The following is an 18,118-nucleotide window of genomic DNA, read 5'->3' on the forward strand; positions in this document are numbered from 1 at the left end:
GATTAAATGTAAAGGAATTTCAATTTTATTAAAAGTTTATTAACTAGGATTTTGGTTATTATCCAATAATCATCCCAGCAATAGTGGCAGAGATTAATGAAGCAATGGAACCTCCTATAAGGGCTTTCATACCAAACTCTGATAAGGTTTTGCGTTGCCCTGGGGCTAAAGAGCCAATCCCTCCAATTTGAATTCCAATGGAGGCAAAATTAGCAAAACCACAGAGCATATACGTCGCCATAATAATCGATTTCTGATAACTCAAGTGCGTAGCATTAGCAGCATTTTTTAAATCTGCTAATTGAATATAACCTACAAATTCGCTTGCAGCTAATTTTATACCTAAGAGCTGTCCCATTAACATCATATCTTCTTTAGCAACACCAATTAACCACATTAATGGAGCAAAAATAGTCCCTAAAATGGCTTCGATAGAAAAACTACTATAAGAAGTGTTATCACCAAGCCATGCATTCAATCCTGTCCAATAACCTATTTTACCCAAGCCATAATTGGCCATCGCTATAAAAGCAATAAATACTAGTAGCATAGCTCCAACATTTACTGCTAATCTTAAACCTTCTGTAGTGCCATTGGCTATCGCATCTAATATATTTGAACCAATTTTATCCTGTGATACATTTACGTCAGTATTTATAGTTTCAGTTTGCGGATACAATATTTTAGAAATTACTATGGCTCCAGGTGCTGCCATAACCGATGCTGCTAATAAGTGTTTAGCATAAACCAATCTCAGAACAGGGTCATCACCACCCAAAAATCCAATATAAGCTGCCAATACTGCACCAGCCACGGTAGCCATTCCACCAATCATTACCAGCAGCATTTCAGATTTATTCATTTTTTCTAAATAAGCTTTTATGAGTAATGGAGCCTCAGTTTGCCCCAAGAAAATATTTCCAGCAATTGAAAGGCTTTCTGCTCCAGAAATACCAAGTGCTTTTGTTAAAAGCATTGCCATAAATTTTACAACTTTCTGTATTATCCCTAAATAAAATAACACTGAGGTTAATGCAGAAAAGAAAATAATTGTTGGGAGTACTTGAAAAGCAAAAATAAACCCAAAGGTGTCCATATCAACCACCAAACCTTCAAATAAAAATTGGCTTCCAGCCCTTGTAAAATCAAGAATTTTCACAAAGATTTTTCCAACAAACTCAAATCCAGCTTGAATAAAAGGAATTTTCAAAACCCCAACGGCTATCAACAATTGAAATGCTATCCCAATACCAACAGTTTTCCAATTGATAGCTTTACGATTACTACTAAATAAAAAGGCAATAAATAGTAAGGTAGCCATGCCTAATACGCCTCGCCATAATGAGTTTATTGAAAACCCTTGACTTGGTATTATTTCATTACTATCTGCTTTGTAAACAATTGTTGTTAGTTCATCTTTAATTTCAGAAAACTCGAATAGAATATCCTTTGACTTAAAAGCTAAAGTTGAATCTGATAATTGTGTTATTTTGTATTTATAAATAGTATCTTTAGGAAAATCAACATAAAAAACCAATAAATTATTTTGATAAATATAGTCACCAGAAATTTTACCCTGAAAACTGGTTTCAAATTCGAATTCGCCTTTATCTAATAGTAAAAACTCATTATGATTGACTATGGAAGCTTCTTGATTATTTTGTATTGATTGTAGTTGCCATTTTTTTTCTATTTCTTGGGCGGAAGAAAAATTTAGTCCAAATAGTATAGTAATAAATAAAAGTAAATTTCTAATCATAAAAGGGAAGTTACACTATTTTTTTCGTTTAGAAATTTCATCTCTTAATTTTGCCGCCAATTCATAGTCTTCATTAGCTACGGCCTCTTCCAATTGTTTGTTTAATTCTTTTAGTGAGATTTCTTTTAATGACGACTCTTCTGCAAGTTCAATTGCCATTTCTTCAACTTCTATTTTCGCTTGAGTAAGTTTAGGTTCATCTTTAATCTTTAGAAAGATACCCGCTTTGTCCAAAATATTTTCATAAGTAAAAATAGGTGCGTTAAAACGTGTTGCCAGTGCAATAGCATCAGAAGTTCTGGCATCAATAATTTCTTCAATTTTATCACGCTCACAAATAAGACTAGAATAAAACACGCCATCAACTAGTTTGTGAATAATCACCTGCTTTACCTTGATATGAAAACGATCAGAAAAAGTTTTAAACAGGTCGTGCGTAAGCGGTCTTGGAGGCTTTATTTCCTTTTCTAATGCAATGGCAATAGATTGTGCTTCAAAAGCACCAATAATAATAGGTAAAGTGCGTTCACCATCTACTTCGCTTAAAACCAGTGCATAAGCACCGCTTTGTGTTTGGCTGTATGATATACCTTTTATGTTAAGGCGGACTAAACTCATGGTTGAATATATGAAAAAACTGTCTAATTAAGGACTTTAGCATCCAATAAATTAGACAGCCTTTAATAAGAGGCACAATTTACTAAAATTATGCGTTTTGAGCCTTAAATTCTTTTAACTTTTCTATTAATTTTGGTACCACTTCAAAAGCATCGCCAACTATACCATAGTCAGCAGCTTTAAAAAATGGTGCTTCAGGATCAGTGTTAATAACTACTTTTACTTTTGAAGAATTGATTCCTGCCAAGTGCTGTATAGCACCTGAAATACCGATAGCAATATACAAGTTTGAAGCTACTGGTTTCCCAGTTTGCCCTACGTGTTCACTGTGAGGTCTCCATCCCAAATCGGAAACTGGTTTTGAACATGCTGTGGCCGCACCCAATATATCGGCTAGTTCTTCAACCATTCCCCAATTTTCAGGACCTTTTAATCCACGACCACCAGAAACTACAATATCAGCATCAGCAATAGTAATTTGTCCTTTAGCTTTATCAACTGAAGTTGATTTTACATTAAAGTCAGCATCGTCTAAATTTGGAGAAAAATCTTCTTCAGTAGCTGAAGATTTATTTTCAACCAACCCAAAAGAATTTTTTGCCAATCCGATTACTTTTTTATCAGTTTTTATTTCGGTGTTATTAAATGCTTTGTTAGAAAACGCCTTGCGTTTTACCGTAAAAGGTGAAGTTGAACTTGGTGCTTCAACAACATTAGAAGCATATCCTGCTTCTAAATTCACAGCTAGTAAAGGTGCTAGGTAAAGCCCATTATTGCTTGAGTCGATAATAACAACATTTGCATTTTCTTTTGCCGCCACTTGCTTTACAACATCGGCGTATGCTTTGGCATTAAATGTATTAAGTTTTTCATCATTTATTTTGATGATTTTTTCAGCACCATAGTCGGATAATATTGAGGTATTATCTGCATTTATAGTAACTACACTTATGGTAGTTCCTAATTGTTCTGCAACTTTTTTACCGTAAGATACTGCTTCAAAAGCGATTTTTTTAAATTTTCCTTCAGAGGATTCTGCGTAAACTAAAACAGACATATATTTTTAGATATTAAATATTAAACTTTTCTTGATTTGAGTGAGATTAAATCACCTTGGCTTCATTATGTAATAAATCAACCAGCTCTCCAACATTATCAGCGTCGACTAATTTTACTGCTCCTTTTGCTTCTGGTTTTTCAAAACTTTTTGATGTAGTTGTAGCTTCAAAAGAAATAGGCTCAATAACATTCAATGGTTTTTTTCTGGCCATCATAATACCTCTCATATTGGGTATGCGTAAATCTTTTTCTTCTACAATTCCCTTTTGACCACCAACAACCAATGGTAAATTAGTACTTAGGGTTTCTTTGCCACCATCAATTTCTCGAATAGCGGTTGCTTTATTGTCGTCAACTTCCAAACCAATACAGGCATTAATAAAATTGAAATCTAAAATGCCAGCAAGCATACCAGGCACCATTCCTCCGTTATAATCTATGGATTCCCTCCCAGCTAAGACAAGGTCAAAATCACCATTCTTAGCAACTTCAGCTAATTGTTTGGCTACAAAATAACCATCGGTAGCTTCTGCATTTACACGTATGGCCTCGTCGGCACCAATTGCCAAAGCCTTACGTAAAGTAGGTTCTGTAGAAGGGTTACCAACATTGACAACAGTTACTGATGCTCCTTGTTTTTCTTTAAACCACATAGCTCTAGTTAACACAAATTCGTCATACGGATTAATCACAAACTGAACACCATTGGTGTCAAATTTTGAGTCCCCATCAGTGAAATTTATCTTTGAAGTAGTATCAGGAACATGACTTATACAAACTAATATTTTCATTTTTATAATAGGATTTAATAATTAATGCGAAGTTACTACTTTTTTTTCAATTTGCTATGCACGCATAATAAAATAGTTGAAACATAATCTAATAAACTAGCCTTAATTTTCTATTTTTGCATTGTAATATTATATCAAAATATGAGAACGATTCAATTTAGAGAAGCCATTTGCGAAGCCATGAGCGAAGAAATGCGTAGAGACGAGTCCATTTACTTAATGGGTGAAGAAGTTGCAGAATATAATGGTGCGTATAAAGCTTCAAAAGGAATGTTAGATGAATTTGGAGCCAAACGTGTTATCGATACGCCAATTGCTGAATTAGGTTTTGCTGGTATTGCTATTGGTTCTGCAATGAATGGAAACCGTCCGATAGTAGAATATATGACTTTTAATTTTTCATTGGTCGGGATAGATCAAATTATAAATAATGCTGCAAAGATCAGACAAATGTCAGGAGGGCAGTTTAATTGCCCAATTGTGTTTAGAGGGCCTACGGCCTCAGCGGGTCAGTTAGGTGCTACACATTCTCAAGCTTTTGAGAATTGGTTTGCCAATACGCCTGGTCTTAAAGTAATAGTACCTTCAAATCCCTATGATGCTAAAGGCTTATTAAAAGCAGCGATAAGGGATGATGATCCAGTAATTTTTATGGAATCTGAACAAATGTATGGAGACAAAGGTGAAGTTCCAGATGGGGAGTATATATTACCAATAGGTGTTGCAGAGACAAAAAGAGAAGGGACGGATGTTACCATTGTTTCTTTTGGAAAAATCATTAAAGAAGCCTATAAAGCTGCAGAAATACTAGAAAAGGAAGATATTTCCGTTGAAATTATAGATTTACGTACAGTCAGACCAATGGATCATGATGCAATATTAGCATCTGTAAAGAAAACAAATAGATTGGTAATACTAGAAGAGGCTTGGCCTTTTGCAAGTGTAGCTTCAGAAATTACCTATCAAGTACAAGAACAAGCTTTTGACTTTTTAGATGCACCTATACAAAGAATTACAACAGCTGATACGCCTGCTGCATACTCTCCAGTCTTATTGGAAGAGTGGTTGCCCAATGCCAACGATGTTGTAAAAGCAGTAAAGTCTGTTATGTATGTAAAATAATGGCATTAAAATTGTAATAATCAAACCTTTTGCAACACCTTGTAAAAGGTTTTTTTATGAATACTCTAAATTTTAAACATTGAAATATCTAATTACACTTTTTTTATTGATAACTTCATTTGCTTTTTCGCAAGTTAAAGTCAGCGGACATATTGTTGACGAACAAGGTGAGGCTATTCCTTTTGCGAATATTATATTCAAGGGATCGACCGAGGGTGGCGTTTCTGATGAAAATGGAAAATTCTATATAGAATCTGAAAATACACATAAAGAATTGATGATATCTTTTCTGGGATTTGAGACCAAAATAATTCCGCTTAAAGCGAGAAACTTTGACCTTAAAATTGTTTTGAAAGAAGATGCTGCGGCATTAGATGAAGTTCAGATTTATTCAGGTAAAACCAAGAAAAAAGGAAACCCAGCGGTAGAAATTTTGAAGAAAATTTGGGCTAAGAAGCGTCAAAATGGTCTGCGTTTGTATAAACAATATGAATATGATAAGTACGAAAAAATAGAATTTGACCTCAATAATATTGATGAAAAATTTAAAAAGCGAAGACTCTTTAAAGGAATGGAGTTTGTTTTTGAACAGGTAGATACTTCAAATATTACTGGAAAACCTTACTTGCCCATTTTTATTAATGAGGCATTATACAAAGTTTATGGTAAAAACGAGCCTGTAAAAAAAACGAACGAAGAGCTCTTGGCCAATAAAAATTCAGGTTTTGAAAGTAATCAAGAACTTATTGAGTTTGTAAAGCAATTATATGTAGATTATAATATCTATGACAATTATCTCAAATTTTTTGACAAAAGTTTTACAAGTCCAATCTCGAGGACAGGAGTTTCCGTTTATAATTATGTACTAGCAGATAGTGCATACATAGGAAATAAGTGGTGCTATAACATTGTTTTTTATCCCAGAAGGAAAAACGAACTAACCTTTAAAGGCGATTTTTGGGTAAATGATACCACTTTTGCTATTCAAGAAATTGAAATGAATGCATCCAGAAGTGCAAATATTAACTGGGTTAAAGAAATTTATGTAGAGCAAGAATTTGATGTATTGAACGATTCTGTTTTCCTATTGAAAAGAGATCATATGATGTCAGATTTTGCTTTTAATTCAAAAGATAAATCAAAAGGAGTTTACGGTAGACGAACTACGTTGTTTAACAATTACGAATTTGAAAAAGAACGTGATGAAGAAGTTTACAAGCCAAAAGTTTTTGCTTATGAGGAAGAGATTTATAATAAACCTGACGATTTTTGGCATGAAAACCGAATGGAAAAACTAAATGACGATGAGGTTGGGATCTATAAAATGCTTGATACACTTAAAACAGTAAGAAGATTCAAGCAGCTCTACAATATAGGTGCAACATTAGCAACGGGATATTGGGGCGTAGCCAAAGGGTTTGACTATGGTCCGTTATTTTCTTCTTTTGGCAGTAACGATGTTGAAGGTTTTAGAGTAAGGGTAGGAGGTAGAACTTATTTTACCCAAAATGATACTTGGCGTTTAGAAGGCTATGCCGCTTATGGTTTTAAAGACGATAAAGTTAAATATGGAATTTCTGGAAAATGGTTGGTCGATAAACAGAATAGAATAATACTATCAGCTGGTAACAGAAGAGATATAGAGCAAACAGGCGTTAGTTTAACAACTGCAAATGACGTACTAAGTAGGAGTTTTGCGTCGTCATCATTTTTTGCAAGAGGGGAAAATTTTAGATTGACAAATGTCAATTTATCCAATTTTGCTATTGATGTAGAGCCTGTAAAAAACCTAAATTTTAGATTAGGAGCCACTTATAAAACATTACAATCGGCTGCTCCTGATTTATTTAACATCAGTTATTTTGACGAGGATGGAGTTCAGCAACCAAAAATAAAACAAACGGAACTGGATTTTGGTATAACCTATACACCTGGTCGTAAAACTGCGGGATTTGGTGTTGAGCGAAATGTGAGTAATGATGGTCGTTATCCTACGGTTTATCTAAGCTATACAAAAGGTCTAAAAGGGTTTTTAGATAGCGACTTTGATTATGACAAACTCCAGCTATATTATAGACACCGTATTTTAATGGGAGGTTTTGGTAAGCTAAAATATTTTTTAGAAGTTGGTAAAACTTTTGGTGATGTGCCTTTAACCATGTTAGACGTAGTTCCAGGCAATCAGGCAATTTTTAGTGTACCGCGTACTTTTGACCTTTTAAATTATTATGATTTTGTAACCGATGAATATGCTGCATTGCATATAGAGCATAATTTTAATGGGAGGATTTTATCTCGAATTCCGTTACTGCGAAAGCTAAACTGGAGAGAAATAGTGGGTGCAAGAGCAGTAGTTGGTAATTTATCGCATGATAATATTTCTAGGAGTCCTTTTTTGATTGATCGTAGGCTTAATGATAATTTATACATTCCCACAAAACCCTATTACGAATATTTTGTAGGGGTAGATAATATCTTTAAATTTATCAGGATAGATTTTGTGTTTAGAGGTAATTACAACCAAATACCGGGAGCAACAAAATTTGCAATTAAAGGAGGCTTTGGATTTTATTTTTAACCACAAAAATTTTCGTTATAAAAAGGGTTTACCAAATTTATTTACATAGCAAAAACCTAGTTATAGCCTAATAATTACTCTTTTAGCAAATAAACTATTATATTTAACAAACTAATTTTCTTAAAATTGGTGTTAATTTTATAATAGATATGTATAAGTATTCCCCTCTTATTTTAGCAGTTTTATTCTCAAGTATTCTTTTAGGACAAAAAAAATCTACTTTTAAAGAAACTACAAAAAATTATATCACTTATCCCTTTTCCGATCCTAATCCAATTCCGGAAAATGCTAAAATATATCCTTATTTCCGTTTTGATGGGTTTTCGCTCAAAGGCAAAGAACAAAATTGGAAGGTAGTTGAACTCGAAAACGACTACATCAAAGTTCAAATTATGCCAGAGATAGGCGGTAAGATATGGACAGCATTTGACAAAAAAACAGGTAAGGATTTTTTATATAATAATGGCGTAGTTAAATTTAGGGATATTGCAATGCGAGGACCATGGGTAAGTGGTGGTATAGAAATGAACTATGGTATTATAGGTCACACTCCCAATAGTGCAACTCCTGTTGATTACTTAGTAAAAAATAACGATGATGGTAGCGTAAGTTGTTTTACGTCCACTTTAGATTTGTTAACCCGAACCCGTTGGGTAGTTGAGACCAAACTTGAAAAGGATAAGGCTTATTTTACAACTACATCCTATTGGTTCAATGCAACAGGAATAGAACAACCTTATTATACCTGGATGAACGCCGGAATTCCAGTAGGTGAAGAGCTTCAATTTTTGTATCCTGGAAATTTTTCCGTTGGTCATGGAGGTGATATCAAAAATTGGCCAATTGATGATAAAGGTCGAAATCTGTCATTTTATGAAGAAAATAATTTCGGACCTTCAAAATCATATCATATTATAGGTTCTCACAGTAATTATTTTGGAGCATTATGGAAAAAAGAGGATTATGGAATGATTCATTTTGCCAATAGGGACGATAAATTAGGAAAGAAGATATTTCTTTGGGCACAATCAGATGCGGGAAAAGTTTGGGAGGAATTACTTACTGACAAAAGCGGACAATATGTAGAAATTCAAAGTGGTAGGCTGTTTAATCAAAATGTAATTCAAAGTAGTTTTACCCCTTTTAAACAAATTGGATTTATGCCTTACAATGGTGATCAATGGACGGAATATTGGTATCCTTTTAACGGATTAGATGGGTTCAGTCATGCCAATAAAACGGGAGCGTTCAATATCAAATCGGATTTGACCGGTGTACTTTCGGTTAAAATCAGCCCCACACAACCTATTAACGACAGTATAAAAGTCTTTAATGCTGATAGAGAAAAAATAGGAAGTGTACTTATAAACGCCAACCCTTTGCAGATGGTTGACGTCAATGTTAAATTGCCTAAAGGTGAGAAGCCGGTTAGTATGGTTTTAAATGGAGAGTTAATTGATTTTGTAGAGAATGAATCCGACAAAAATCTGAGCAGACCTATGCACATTCCTGAAAGTTTTGATAGTGAAAGTACTTATGGCCTTTATTTACAAGGCCGAGATTTGTATAGGTTTAGAAAATATAAATTGGCCGAAGAAAAAATTAAAGCTTCTTTGTCTAAGGATAATTTATTTCTTCCTTCTTTAGTGGAGATGATGAAATTAAAAATTTTCCGAATGGATTATGATTCAGCATTTTATTATGGTAAAAAAGCCTTGAGTATAGATACCTATAATGGTGAAGCAAACTATTATTATGGGTTAGCTGCGGCTAAATTATCAAAAAACAATGATGCCTTGGATGGGTTTGAAGTAGCCGCTCTTACACCAAATTACAGAATTGCTGCATATACAGCTTTGGCACATAACTATTTAGCCAAACAGAATTATATTAAAGCGGAAGAATATGCAATGCTAAGTGTAAAAAACAACCCAAATAATATTGATGCATGGCAAGTCCTGCAAGTGTTGGCAAGGTTAAAGGGTAACGATTTACAAATAAAAACTGCACGAAACCAAATTGAAAAACTGAACCCCATAAACCATTTTATTCGTTTTGAGGATTTTTATAAATCTCCTACCGAAAATAATAAGGAAAAATTCCAAGCACTAATTCAGAATGAACTACCGATAGAATCTTACTTGGAATTGGCTATTTGGTATGCTAACAGTAATAGATTTGATGAGAGTATTAAGGTGCTAGAATTGTCACCTAAAAATACTGAGGTATTGTTTTGGCTGGCTTGGTTGAATAAACAAACTAATAATTCTAAATCTAAGTTGTATTTAGATCGAGCAGAGAAATCAGATTTGTCTTTTGTTTTTCCGTTTCGGGAAGAAACCGCGGAAATTTTAGAATGGGTTACAGCTCAAAAAGAATCTTGGAAGGCCAATTATTTATTGGCTTTAATTCATGGTTTTAGAGGGAATAAGGAAAAAGCACTAGATATGTTAACTAAGCATTCTAAACCTAATGATTTTGCTCCTTACTACTTTTTAAAGGCAAAGCTAGATGTAAAAAGTAGTGTTGAGTCAAAATTACGGTTGATAGAAAAGGCTTCGCAAATTGAACCGAAACAGTGGCGTTACAATAAAGCATTGTCTAACTTATACATTCAATTAAGACAATACAAGAACGCCTTAAAAACATTACAAAAGCAATATAAAAGCGATAATACGAATTATATTATTGGGTTAGATTTGGCTAAAACCTACATGCTGAACAATCAATATAAAAAAGCTGAAAAAATATTATCAGATATTACGGTTTTACCATTTGAAGGAGCTACGGATTCATACAGATATTACAGACAAACTAAATTAATGCTAGCACATAATTTAATGGAAAAGAAAAAATTCAAACAAGCACTAACAAAAATAAATGAGGCGGAAATACGACCTAGAAATCTAGGAATTGGTAAGCCTTTTGAAGAACTAATTAATAATGATATAGAAAATAGGCTAAGAGCAGCAGTTTATAAAAAAATGGGAGACGAAAGCTCTTACCAAAAGCATTTAGATAGTATTAAAAATAAAACAGACAATAACAAAACATTGCTAGAAATGATTAACGCAATATCCTTTAAATCAGATCAAAGAATGTTTTAAGTTAAATAGCTATTTTGAAAATTAAATAGGTTTGATATTTTTACACTAAAAGTCGAAATACCAATTGAATAGGTCGGCTTTTAAGCCAATAGTAAACCAAGTTGAATTATCCATTGCGGTATCAGTAATTACTTGAGCTGGTGAGAATTTTCTAAAAGTAAATCCTGCAAATAATTTTGTGTTTGTGGCAGGGTTTACAACATAGCCACCTTGCAAATCGGCAATAAATATCCGGGTGTTATTACCTTGTAAAAGTTCAATTCCTGTGTCGGCAGTTCTATCATCATAACTTAAATAAATATTTCCACCATAATTTAAGCCGTTAATATCGAAACCTTTATTGCCCATGTTTATTTTGGCACTACCAAACCATCTGTCTTTTTTATAACGTGCTATTCCTACAAATTCCCAAAAATTACTTCCCCAGAGGTGTCCCAAAGGTTGATTGTAATGGGCATAATTTAAAGTGGGTTCTTTATGTGAAAAAGTATAAGGTCTAACTAAGTTAAATTCACCTTGCAGGTATAAATTATCAACATTAAAAGCGTTATGGTACTTTGCACCAACTTGAATTCCGAATTTATTAGCCCAATAACCAGTCCCATCAAATATTCTTCCAACAGTCAATTCATCCAACACAAATTGTGTATATGTAGAAAAATTTTGGGAAACTTTATACTTAGTACCTAGTCCAATTATAGCATTTCCTCCGCGAGAACCTCTTGAAAATTCAACAGCTCTGTAAAAAATTATGGGATTAAAATAATTGATATCAAAACCGGTATTTTCATCTTTTTTTGTAATAGCAGCTTCAAACAAACTAACATTCAGTCTATCGGTTACGTTATAGCTTAAATGATGCATTGCTACAAATTTTCTAGTGTTTAGACCATTAATATTGAGTGAAGGTCTTACATCTTCTAACCACATCCAGACATTAGTATATTTAATTTTCCAGAATTGTGTACTAATTTTTAGATGTGGATACGATGTTGTAACATCTGATAGCATTAGCGAGCGATAACCGTCTCCCACAAAATTTTTACCATGTCCAAACTGGAAATTGAAAAATTTGCTGGGTGTATAAGTCAAATACGCTTCGGCAACCGGATAGTCAAAACTATTTGTTTTAAAAATCTTGGCCTTGCCACGGCCTGGGACTAACCCATAGCCTTCGGATGGTCTGTTGGCTCTTGCATAGTCATTTATATAATCAGCAAAACGTCCTTGGCTTTCATAAATTGAAGCAGAAAAATTGAACTTTTTCCCCAATCCGCCTTGAATTTGAACTGCCCTTGTATTGTTGTAGGTATAGTCAACATCATCGGAATTGTCCTTGCCAATTTGCAAGTCAAAAATTGGGTTTATGGTAAACCAATAATCTTCTTTTTGCACTTTAAAAAAATGCTCGTTCCATAATTTTTTGCCCCATTTTGACGATTTGTTTTTGAACAATCCTGTTTTTTGGGCATCTAAGTCAACGTATTTAGCCGTTTCACTGTATAAAAAAGGCTTAAAACCTGTATGCGAATTATCGTCTTGGTCGTAATAATAACTTAATTCATCATAAGTGCTATGTGTAAGCGGAATGTTCAATTCACTTTGATGTTCAGGAAAATAGGTGCCAACAATTGCTTTTTGAATATCTTTTTGTTCTGCTTTTGCAGTTGAAACGGGATTGTTAACCACTATATTTTCTTGAACGTCTTCTTTTGTAACCTTAGTAGGTAAGGATTGAGAACCCAATGGAATTTGAATAGGTAATCCAAAACGCATATCAATAGGTCTGCCATTATAGGTAGCCGGTTTGGCATTTGGCAATAATGCAAAAACCCTTTTTGCTTCGGCCTCTAATTCCTTATATGCCGAACGTACATATAAAACCTCGAACTCGCCAGTTTTAGTGACTAAAAAAATTATATTGACTGTACCCTTATAATTATCCTCTTTAACTTTTTCAGGAACTTTAAATTCAGCTAATACATCTTTTGTAAGGTTTTTATTAAAACATGAAGCCAAAGTGGTTTCACTTGAAGCATCACAGCCCTTATAAACAGGATAAATATCTTCTTGTGCAATTAAGCAGTTTGAAACAACTGAAAAAAGGATGACTATAATAAGTTTTCTCATTCGATTCTAATTATCTTGAATTTTGAGCAAAGGTATCAATATATTTTGGCTACCCTATTATTTTTTAATTGATATTTCTCTTTGCTTTCAGGGCAAATGGCAAAACTTTTTTCATCAAAATTCAAACGATGTCCGTATTCGCTAACCCATCCTATTTGCCTTGAGGGATTGCCTACAACTAAAGCATAATTCGGAATTTCTTTAGTTACAACACTACCAGCTCCGATTAGAGAAAATTCTCCAATTGAATTTCCGCAAACTATTGTGGCATTAGCACCTATACTTGCTCCTTTTTTTACCAATGTTTTTTTGTATTCGTCACGTCTAATAATTGCACTTCTAGGATTAATTACATTGGTAAACACCATTGAAGGCCCTAAGAAAACATCATCTTCACACACCACGCCTGTATAAATAGAAACATTATTTTGGACTTTTACATTATTGCCCAAAACCACATCTGTAGATACCACAACGTTTTGTCCAAAACTACATTTTTCGCCAATTACACAATTGGACATAATATGACTAAAATGCCAAATTTTTGTACCTTTACCAATAGAGCAGTTATCATCTATGACTGCTGTTTCATGTGCAAAATAATCGGAACTTTCCATATTTTAATAGTCGTTTTTAGTTTGTTTGCCATCAGCAATTGCCTTAGCTGATGATGTGCCTATTCTGTTTACGCCTAAATTAATCATTTTAATGGCGTCTTCGTAATTTTTTACACCTCCAGCAGCTTTTACTTGTAAAGGTTTTGCATTTTCAATAATTAATTTCATGGCCTCAAACGTAGCTCCCGAAGGTTTATTGTTATCCGTTTTGTAAAACCCTGTGGATGATTTTACGAATACTCCATTAGCATTTTCTTCACCAAAATTATTTAGAACTACATTCTTAATCAGTCGCGTTATTGCTATGATTTGATTGTTTGTCAGAGCTGCAATTTCAATAATCCATTTTACGGTTTTACTATGTGCTAATCCTAATTTAGTGCCTTTAAAAATTTCGCTTTTTACTAAATTAATATCCTCATTTAAAAAGGCATTGTAATTAATAACAAAATCGAGTTCATCTACATCGTCTTCAATTGCCTTTTTTGCTTCCTTTAGTTTTTCTTCAACAGAAGTTGTTCCTTCGTGGAAACCTATTACAGTGCCAATTAGTACATTACTTTTAGCATTGGCAATCAATTCCTTTGCAAGTGAAATAAATTGAGGTCTAATCATTACCAATTTAAAATTTTCGGTAATGGCCTCTTCGATTAGTCCAATTACATTTTTACATGTTTCTTCTTCTGTTATTGCTGCTTGAGAAGCAGTTTTTAAATAGGTAGAATCTAAATATTGGTTAATGTTCAATGGGACTTTATTTGTTGTAAAAATAGTGATTTTAATACAAAAAGAAATCCTGCAATTAGCAGGATTTCTTTATTAGTTATTTTTAAACTATTGTATTTTAAAAACAATAGGTAGCGTATATTTTACAGGGACTGGTTGTTTACGCTGTTTGCCTGGAATCATTTCAGGTAACTTTTGAATAACACGTAATGCTTCTTTTTCCAATCTTTTGTGAGGTGCTCTTATTTGAATATCTGTTACCAATCCGTTTATGTCAATTGTAAACAGAGCAGTAATACGTTGTTTTCCCTTCAAATCTAATCCTTCGGCAATACCAGCATTAAATTTCCTATTTACAAATTTTGTCATTTGTTTGGTAAAACATGCTTTTGATTCTACTTTTTCCAATCCTTCACAACCTGGAAAAATAGGTGCTTCTTCCAAAACAATAAAGTTAATGGGTTCTGTAGTTTCAGGTGGGTCAATTACTTCAACTATAGCATCAATTTTGTCTTGTATGGATGTGTCTTCCTTGGGTAAATCCGTTAAGATTTCTGTTGGAGTGTCATCTGGAACTATTTTTGGTTTTACTAAAACTACTTTTTTTGGAGCTTGTTGTTTTTTTGGATTTTGTTTTTTTTCGATAGTAAAATCGTGCAGGACGTTGAACATGTAGATAGTAGTTTCATCAGGAATAGGATCATCTATAAAGGTAATGGTTTTGGTAGATGAGTACTCTAACGATACGTAAACTATTACTAGTGCTAACACCAAGCCTAACTGCATAAAGATAGCTGAGCTACGATAGAATTTCTCGGTTGGTGGTTGATTTTTTTGAGGTTGTTTTGAAAAATTCATAGTGATATGTTTAAAGTGTTAAAACTATGTTAACATCAATAAACATACCACGGTTGTGTTTTGTAGATTTAATTTATCACATTCTGACTTCCAAGGTAATAGGTAAGGTATATTTAACACCAACAGGCACACCACGTTGTTTGGCTGGTATCATTTTAGGTAATTTTTGTACTACTCTAATAGCTTCCTTTTCTAATCTTGCATGAGGTCCTCTTGCTTGTACTTTAGCTATTTTACCATTCCGGTCTATACTGAACAAAACAATTACTCTCTTTTTACCTTCTTCTAAACCCAATTCGTTTGTTAAGTTCTTGTCGAAGTTCTTACCAACATGATCCATAATTTTTTTCTGCAAACATTTTCTTAGTTCAGCTTTATTTCCTTTACAACCTGGAAAAATGGGTGCATCTTCAATTACGGCAAACGGAACATCATCTACAATTACTTCTTCTTCTACAACTTCTACAACTTCATCAATTTCAGCAACCTCAACAACATCATCTTGATCAGTTTCTGTTGACTCAAGCATTGTTTCTTCTACTTCCATTTCATCTTGTACTACCTCTATAACTTCGGGGGCGGGTGGAGGAGGTGGAGGAGGCTTAATTTGCTCAATTCGTTCTGTAATGGGTATATCTTCCACAATCTGTTCTTCTACCATAAGACCCGCTAAGTCTGATACTGTTCTTTCATATACTCTATGTTGTATGGATAGATATACAATGATTAACGATAGTGTCAGCCCTAATTGTAAAAACAACCCACTATAATTTTCTAATTTGGCTTTGGGATTTTTCTTGACTTCCATAATTCAAAAGTTTAAGTTTACTACTAATATTAAGTCGATAATTATATTACCTACTTTTATAAGGACAGTACTAAGGTCTTACTTATTGAATAGAAAAAGAATGATAAATGTCATGTAACATGTTGAATTACAGACCAAATAAAATTCATAAAAAACTTAAAATAGATTCTAATACATCAATATTTTTAGAAATTATATGAATTTAAGTTTGTAAACGAAACGTTTTGTTATTAATTTAATGTTTGTAACGAAAGTGAAGGTTTTATATGTTTTGTTAAATAGAAGGAAATAAAATAGAGTTTAGATGTGGTTATTGTTAAATAAGTGCAATAAAAAAGACCCTCAAAAGAGGGTCTTTAATAAACTTTTTAATGTTTTATATTTTCACTACTCTACTAATAAAGTAATGGGAAGTGTATATTTTACACCAACTGGTCTACCACGTTGTTTCCCTGGAATCATTTTAGGTAAAGTGTTAACTACTTTAACACCTTCTTTTTCTAACCTGGCATGAGGCCCTCTGGCTCTTACATCTACAATTTTACCATTTCTGTCAATTTTAAATTGCACATATACTTTCTTTTTGCCAGGATCTAGTCCTAGTTCACCGGCTAAATTGACATCGAATTTTCTGTTAACATGTTTCTTTATGGATTCCTGTAAACAATCTCTTAATTGCTTTTTATTACCCTTGCACCCTGGAAAAATTGGAGCATCTTCAATAATAGCAAAAGGAACATCTTCTGCAACTTCTTCTTCTTCTACAACTTCTACAATTTCTTCCACTTCAACTACTTCGTCCTCATCAGTTTCTGTTGACTCCAACATAGTTTCTTCAACCTCTTCCTCGTCTTCTACAACCTCAATAACTTCTGGTGCAGGCGGAGGTGGTGGAGGTGGTTTTATTTGTTCTATACGCTCAGTAATTGGAATATCCTCTTCAAGTTCTTCAGATAGGTTAAGCATACCTAAATCACCAATATCTCTATCAAAGGTTTTAAATTCAATACCTAAATAGACAATAAGTAATGCAAGTACTAGACCTAACTGTATAAATAGCTTGCTGTAATTTTCCAAATTCGCTTTTGGACTTTTCTTTGTTTCCATGGATAAAAAGTATTAATTTCTCTGCTAATTTAATAAATAAATCTACTAAAACAAGAAATATTTTAATTCTCTCGTTTTTTTAACCACAAATAAGATACTAATAGAGCTATTAGCACACCACTTGCGTTGGCAAATTCATCATACAAATCTGCTGTTCTGTATGTGGTTAACGTTCCTTGTAATCCCTCAAGAACCATGCCGTAAATTATTAGTAAAAGTGTAATGTACAGCCACTTTTTTCGTTGTTTTTTAAAAACATGGAACCAGCTTAGGCCTAATATAAAATAGGCTACCAAGTGTCCGATTTTGTCAGAATTGCTAATATTTATTTTCGCAACTCCTTTTAAAGACACAAGACTCAAAAAAGCAATAATAAATGTAAAGGATACAGCAATTAACAAAGCATTACGCTCCAATAACCGCTTTATAGGTGTCGGCATCTAATAAACTATCTACTTGAGAAGTATCACTAATTTTTATTTTTATCATCCATCCATCCCCATATGGGTCAGTGTTTACATTTTCTGGACTATCCTCTAGGTCTTCGTTAAACTCAACAACCTCACCAGATAATGGCATAAATAAATCAGAAACCGTTTTTACGGCTTCAACAGAACCAAAAACTTCGTCTTTATCTATAGTTTCGTCAAATGTATCAACATCAACATAAACAATATCTCCCAGTTCGCTTTGAGCGAAATCGGTTATACCAACTGTAGCAACATCGCCATCAATTTTTATCCACTCGTGGTCTTTAGTGTATTTTAATTCTGCAGGAATGTTCATTGTAATTACAATTAAATGTTAAAAAAGACAAAGTTAGTAAATAAATAAGGTA

15 protein-coding genes are annotated in these 18,118 nt (G+C 33.4%); 3 read left to right on the forward strand and 12 right to left on the reverse strand.

Annotated features, from left to right (window positions below; all coding sequences use genetic code 11):
* Window positions 1–58 precede the first annotated feature (58 nt).
* The 4 genes from U5A88_RS01070 to U5A88_RS01085 all read right to left on the reverse strand — a co-directional run bounded on the left by U5A88_RS01070 (window position 59) and on the right by U5A88_RS01085 (window position 4,227).
* Window positions 59–1,759 (reverse strand): NupC/NupG family nucleoside CNT transporter, encoded by a 1,701-nt coding sequence (locus tag U5A88_RS01070; RefSeq protein WP_354203190.1) that lies wholly within the window; start codon window positions 1,757–1,759, stop codon window positions 59–61.
* A 15-nt stretch (window positions 1,760–1,774) separates the two neighbouring features.
* A complete protein-coding gene (locus U5A88_RS01075; RefSeq protein ID WP_354203191.1) occupies window positions 1,775–2,377 on the reverse strand; it encodes a bifunctional nuclease family protein in 603 nt (200 codons plus the stop codon).
* A gap of 88 nt (window positions 2,378–2,465) precedes the next feature.
* A complete protein-coding gene (locus U5A88_RS01080; protein WP_354203192.1) occupies window positions 2,466–3,434 on the reverse strand; it encodes an electron transfer flavoprotein subunit alpha/FixB family protein in 969 nt (322 codons plus the stop codon).
* Between the two features lie 46 nt (window positions 3,435–3,480).
* Window positions 3,481–4,227, reverse strand: a complete 747-nt coding sequence (locus U5A88_RS01085; protein WP_354203193.1) for an electron transfer flavoprotein subunit beta/FixA family protein — start codon at window positions 4,225–4,227, stop codon at window positions 3,481–3,483.
* A 141-nt stretch (window positions 4,228–4,368) separates the two neighbouring features.
* Between U5A88_RS01085 and U5A88_RS01090 the strand changes: the two genes are divergently transcribed.
* The 3 genes from U5A88_RS01090 (at window position 4,369) to U5A88_RS01100 (ending at window position 11,034) form a co-directional block, all read left to right on the forward strand.
* A complete protein-coding gene (locus U5A88_RS01090; RefSeq protein ID WP_354203194.1) occupies window positions 4,369–5,349 on the forward strand; it encodes a pyruvate dehydrogenase complex E1 component subunit beta in 981 nt (326 codons plus the stop codon).
* A 79-nt stretch (window positions 5,350–5,428) separates the two neighbouring features.
* Window positions 5,429–7,927 carry a DUF5686 and carboxypeptidase-like regulatory domain-containing protein gene (locus U5A88_RS01095; protein WP_354203195.1) on the forward strand — a complete coding sequence of 833 codons (2,499 nt, stop codon included), beginning with the start codon at window positions 5,429–5,431 and terminating at the stop codon, window positions 7,925–7,927.
* A gap of 149 nt (window positions 7,928–8,076) precedes the next feature.
* Window positions 8,077–11,034: a DUF5107 domain-containing protein gene (locus U5A88_RS01100; protein WP_354203196.1), complete on the forward strand. Its 2,958-nt coding sequence runs from the start codon at window positions 8,077–8,079 to the stop codon at window positions 11,032–11,034.
* Window positions 11,035–11,079: 45 nt separating this feature from the next.
* Here U5A88_RS01100 and U5A88_RS01105 read toward each other — a convergent pair whose 3' ends face one another.
* The 8 genes from U5A88_RS01105 to gcvH form a co-directional block, all read right to left on the reverse strand.
* Complete coding sequence (locus U5A88_RS01105) at window positions 11,080–13,164, reverse strand: energy transducer TonB (protein WP_354203197.1); 2,085 nt, start codon at window positions 13,162–13,164, stop codon at window positions 11,080–11,082.
* A 35-nt stretch (window positions 13,165–13,199) separates the two neighbouring features.
* On the reverse strand, window positions 13,200–13,781 hold the full coding sequence (locus U5A88_RS01110) for an acyltransferase (protein WP_354203198.1): 582 nt from the start codon (window positions 13,779–13,781) through the stop codon (window positions 13,200–13,202).
* Window positions 13,782–13,784: 3 nt separating this feature from the next.
* Window positions 13,785–14,528, reverse strand: coding sequence for a deoxyribose-phosphate aldolase (gene deoC / locus U5A88_RS01115; protein WP_354203199.1), 744 nt, complete (start codon window positions 14,526–14,528; stop codon window positions 13,785–13,787).
* Window positions 14,529–14,615: 87 nt separating this feature from the next.
* A complete protein-coding gene (locus U5A88_RS01120) occupies window positions 14,616–15,365 on the reverse strand; it encodes an energy transducer TonB (protein WP_354203200.1) in 750 nt (249 codons plus the stop codon).
* A 76-nt stretch (window positions 15,366–15,441) separates the two neighbouring features.
* Complete coding sequence (locus tag U5A88_RS01125) at window positions 15,442–16,173, reverse strand: energy transducer TonB (protein WP_354203201.1); 732 nt, start codon at window positions 16,171–16,173, stop codon at window positions 15,442–15,444.
* Between the two features lie 387 nt (window positions 16,174–16,560).
* On the reverse strand, window positions 16,561–17,280 hold the full coding sequence (locus U5A88_RS01130; protein ID WP_354203202.1) for an energy transducer TonB: 720 nt from the start codon (window positions 17,278–17,280) through the stop codon (window positions 16,561–16,563).
* 62 nt (window positions 17,281–17,342) lie between these two features.
* Window positions 17,343–17,720: a VanZ family protein gene (locus U5A88_RS01135; RefSeq protein WP_354203203.1), complete on the reverse strand. Its 378-nt coding sequence runs from the start codon at window positions 17,718–17,720 to the stop codon at window positions 17,343–17,345.
* Window positions 17,686–18,066, reverse strand: coding sequence for a glycine cleavage system protein GcvH (gene gcvH / locus U5A88_RS01140; RefSeq protein WP_354203204.1), 381 nt, complete (start codon window positions 18,064–18,066; stop codon window positions 17,686–17,688). Before gcvH ends, U5A88_RS01135 begins: the two co-directional genes overlap by 35 nt.
* Window positions 18,067–18,118 lie beyond the last annotated feature (52 nt).

It is taken from the genome of Aureibaculum sp. 2308TA14-22 (genome assembly GCF_040538665.1).
Classification (GTDB): Bacteria; Bacteroidota; Bacteroidia; order Flavobacteriales; family Flavobacteriaceae; genus Aureibaculum.

Coding starts and splice junctions, on each gene's coding strand:
- U5A88_RS01070 (WP_354203190.1), bottom strand. CDS start 1,759: ATGATTAGAAATTTACTTTTATTTATTACTATACTATTTGGACTAAAT.
- U5A88_RS01075 (WP_354203191.1), bottom strand. CDS start 2,377: ATGAGTTTAGTCCGCCTTAACATAAAAGGTATATCATACAGCCAAACA.
- U5A88_RS01080 (WP_354203192.1), bottom strand. CDS start 3,434: ATGTCTGTTTTAGTTTACGCAGAATCCTCTGAAGGAAAATTTAAAAAA.
- U5A88_RS01085 (WP_354203193.1), bottom strand. CDS start 4,227: ATGAAAATATTAGTTTGTATAAGTCATGTTCCTGATACTACTTCAAAG.
- U5A88_RS01090 (WP_354203194.1), top strand. CDS start 4,369: ATGAGAACGATTCAATTTAGAGAAGCCATTTGCGAAGCCATGAGCGAA.
- U5A88_RS01100 (WP_354203196.1), top strand. CDS start 8,077: ATGTATAAGTATTCCCCTCTTATTTTAGCAGTTTTATTCTCAAGTATT.
- U5A88_RS01105 (WP_354203197.1), bottom strand. CDS start 13,164: ATGAGAAAACTTATTATAGTCATCCTTTTTTCAGTTGTTTCAAACTGC.
- U5A88_RS01110 (WP_354203198.1), bottom strand. CDS start 13,781: ATGGAAAGTTCCGATTATTTTGCACATGAAACAGCAGTCATAGATGAT.
- U5A88_RS01120 (WP_354203200.1), bottom strand. CDS start 15,365: ATGAATTTTTCAAAACAACCTCAAAAAAATCAACCACCAACCGAGAAA.
- U5A88_RS01125 (WP_354203201.1), bottom strand. CDS start 16,173: ATGGAAGTCAAGAAAAATCCCAAAGCCAAATTAGAAAATTATAGTGGG.
- U5A88_RS01130 (WP_354203202.1), bottom strand. CDS start 17,280: ATGGAAACAAAGAAAAGTCCAAAAGCGAATTTGGAAAATTACAGCAAG.
- U5A88_RS01135 (WP_354203203.1), bottom strand. CDS start 17,720: ATGCCGACACCTATAAAGCGGTTATTGGAGCGTAATGCTTTGTTAATT.
- gcvH (WP_354203204.1), bottom strand. CDS start 18,066: ATGAACATTCCTGCAGAATTAAAATACACTAAAGACCACGAGTGGATA.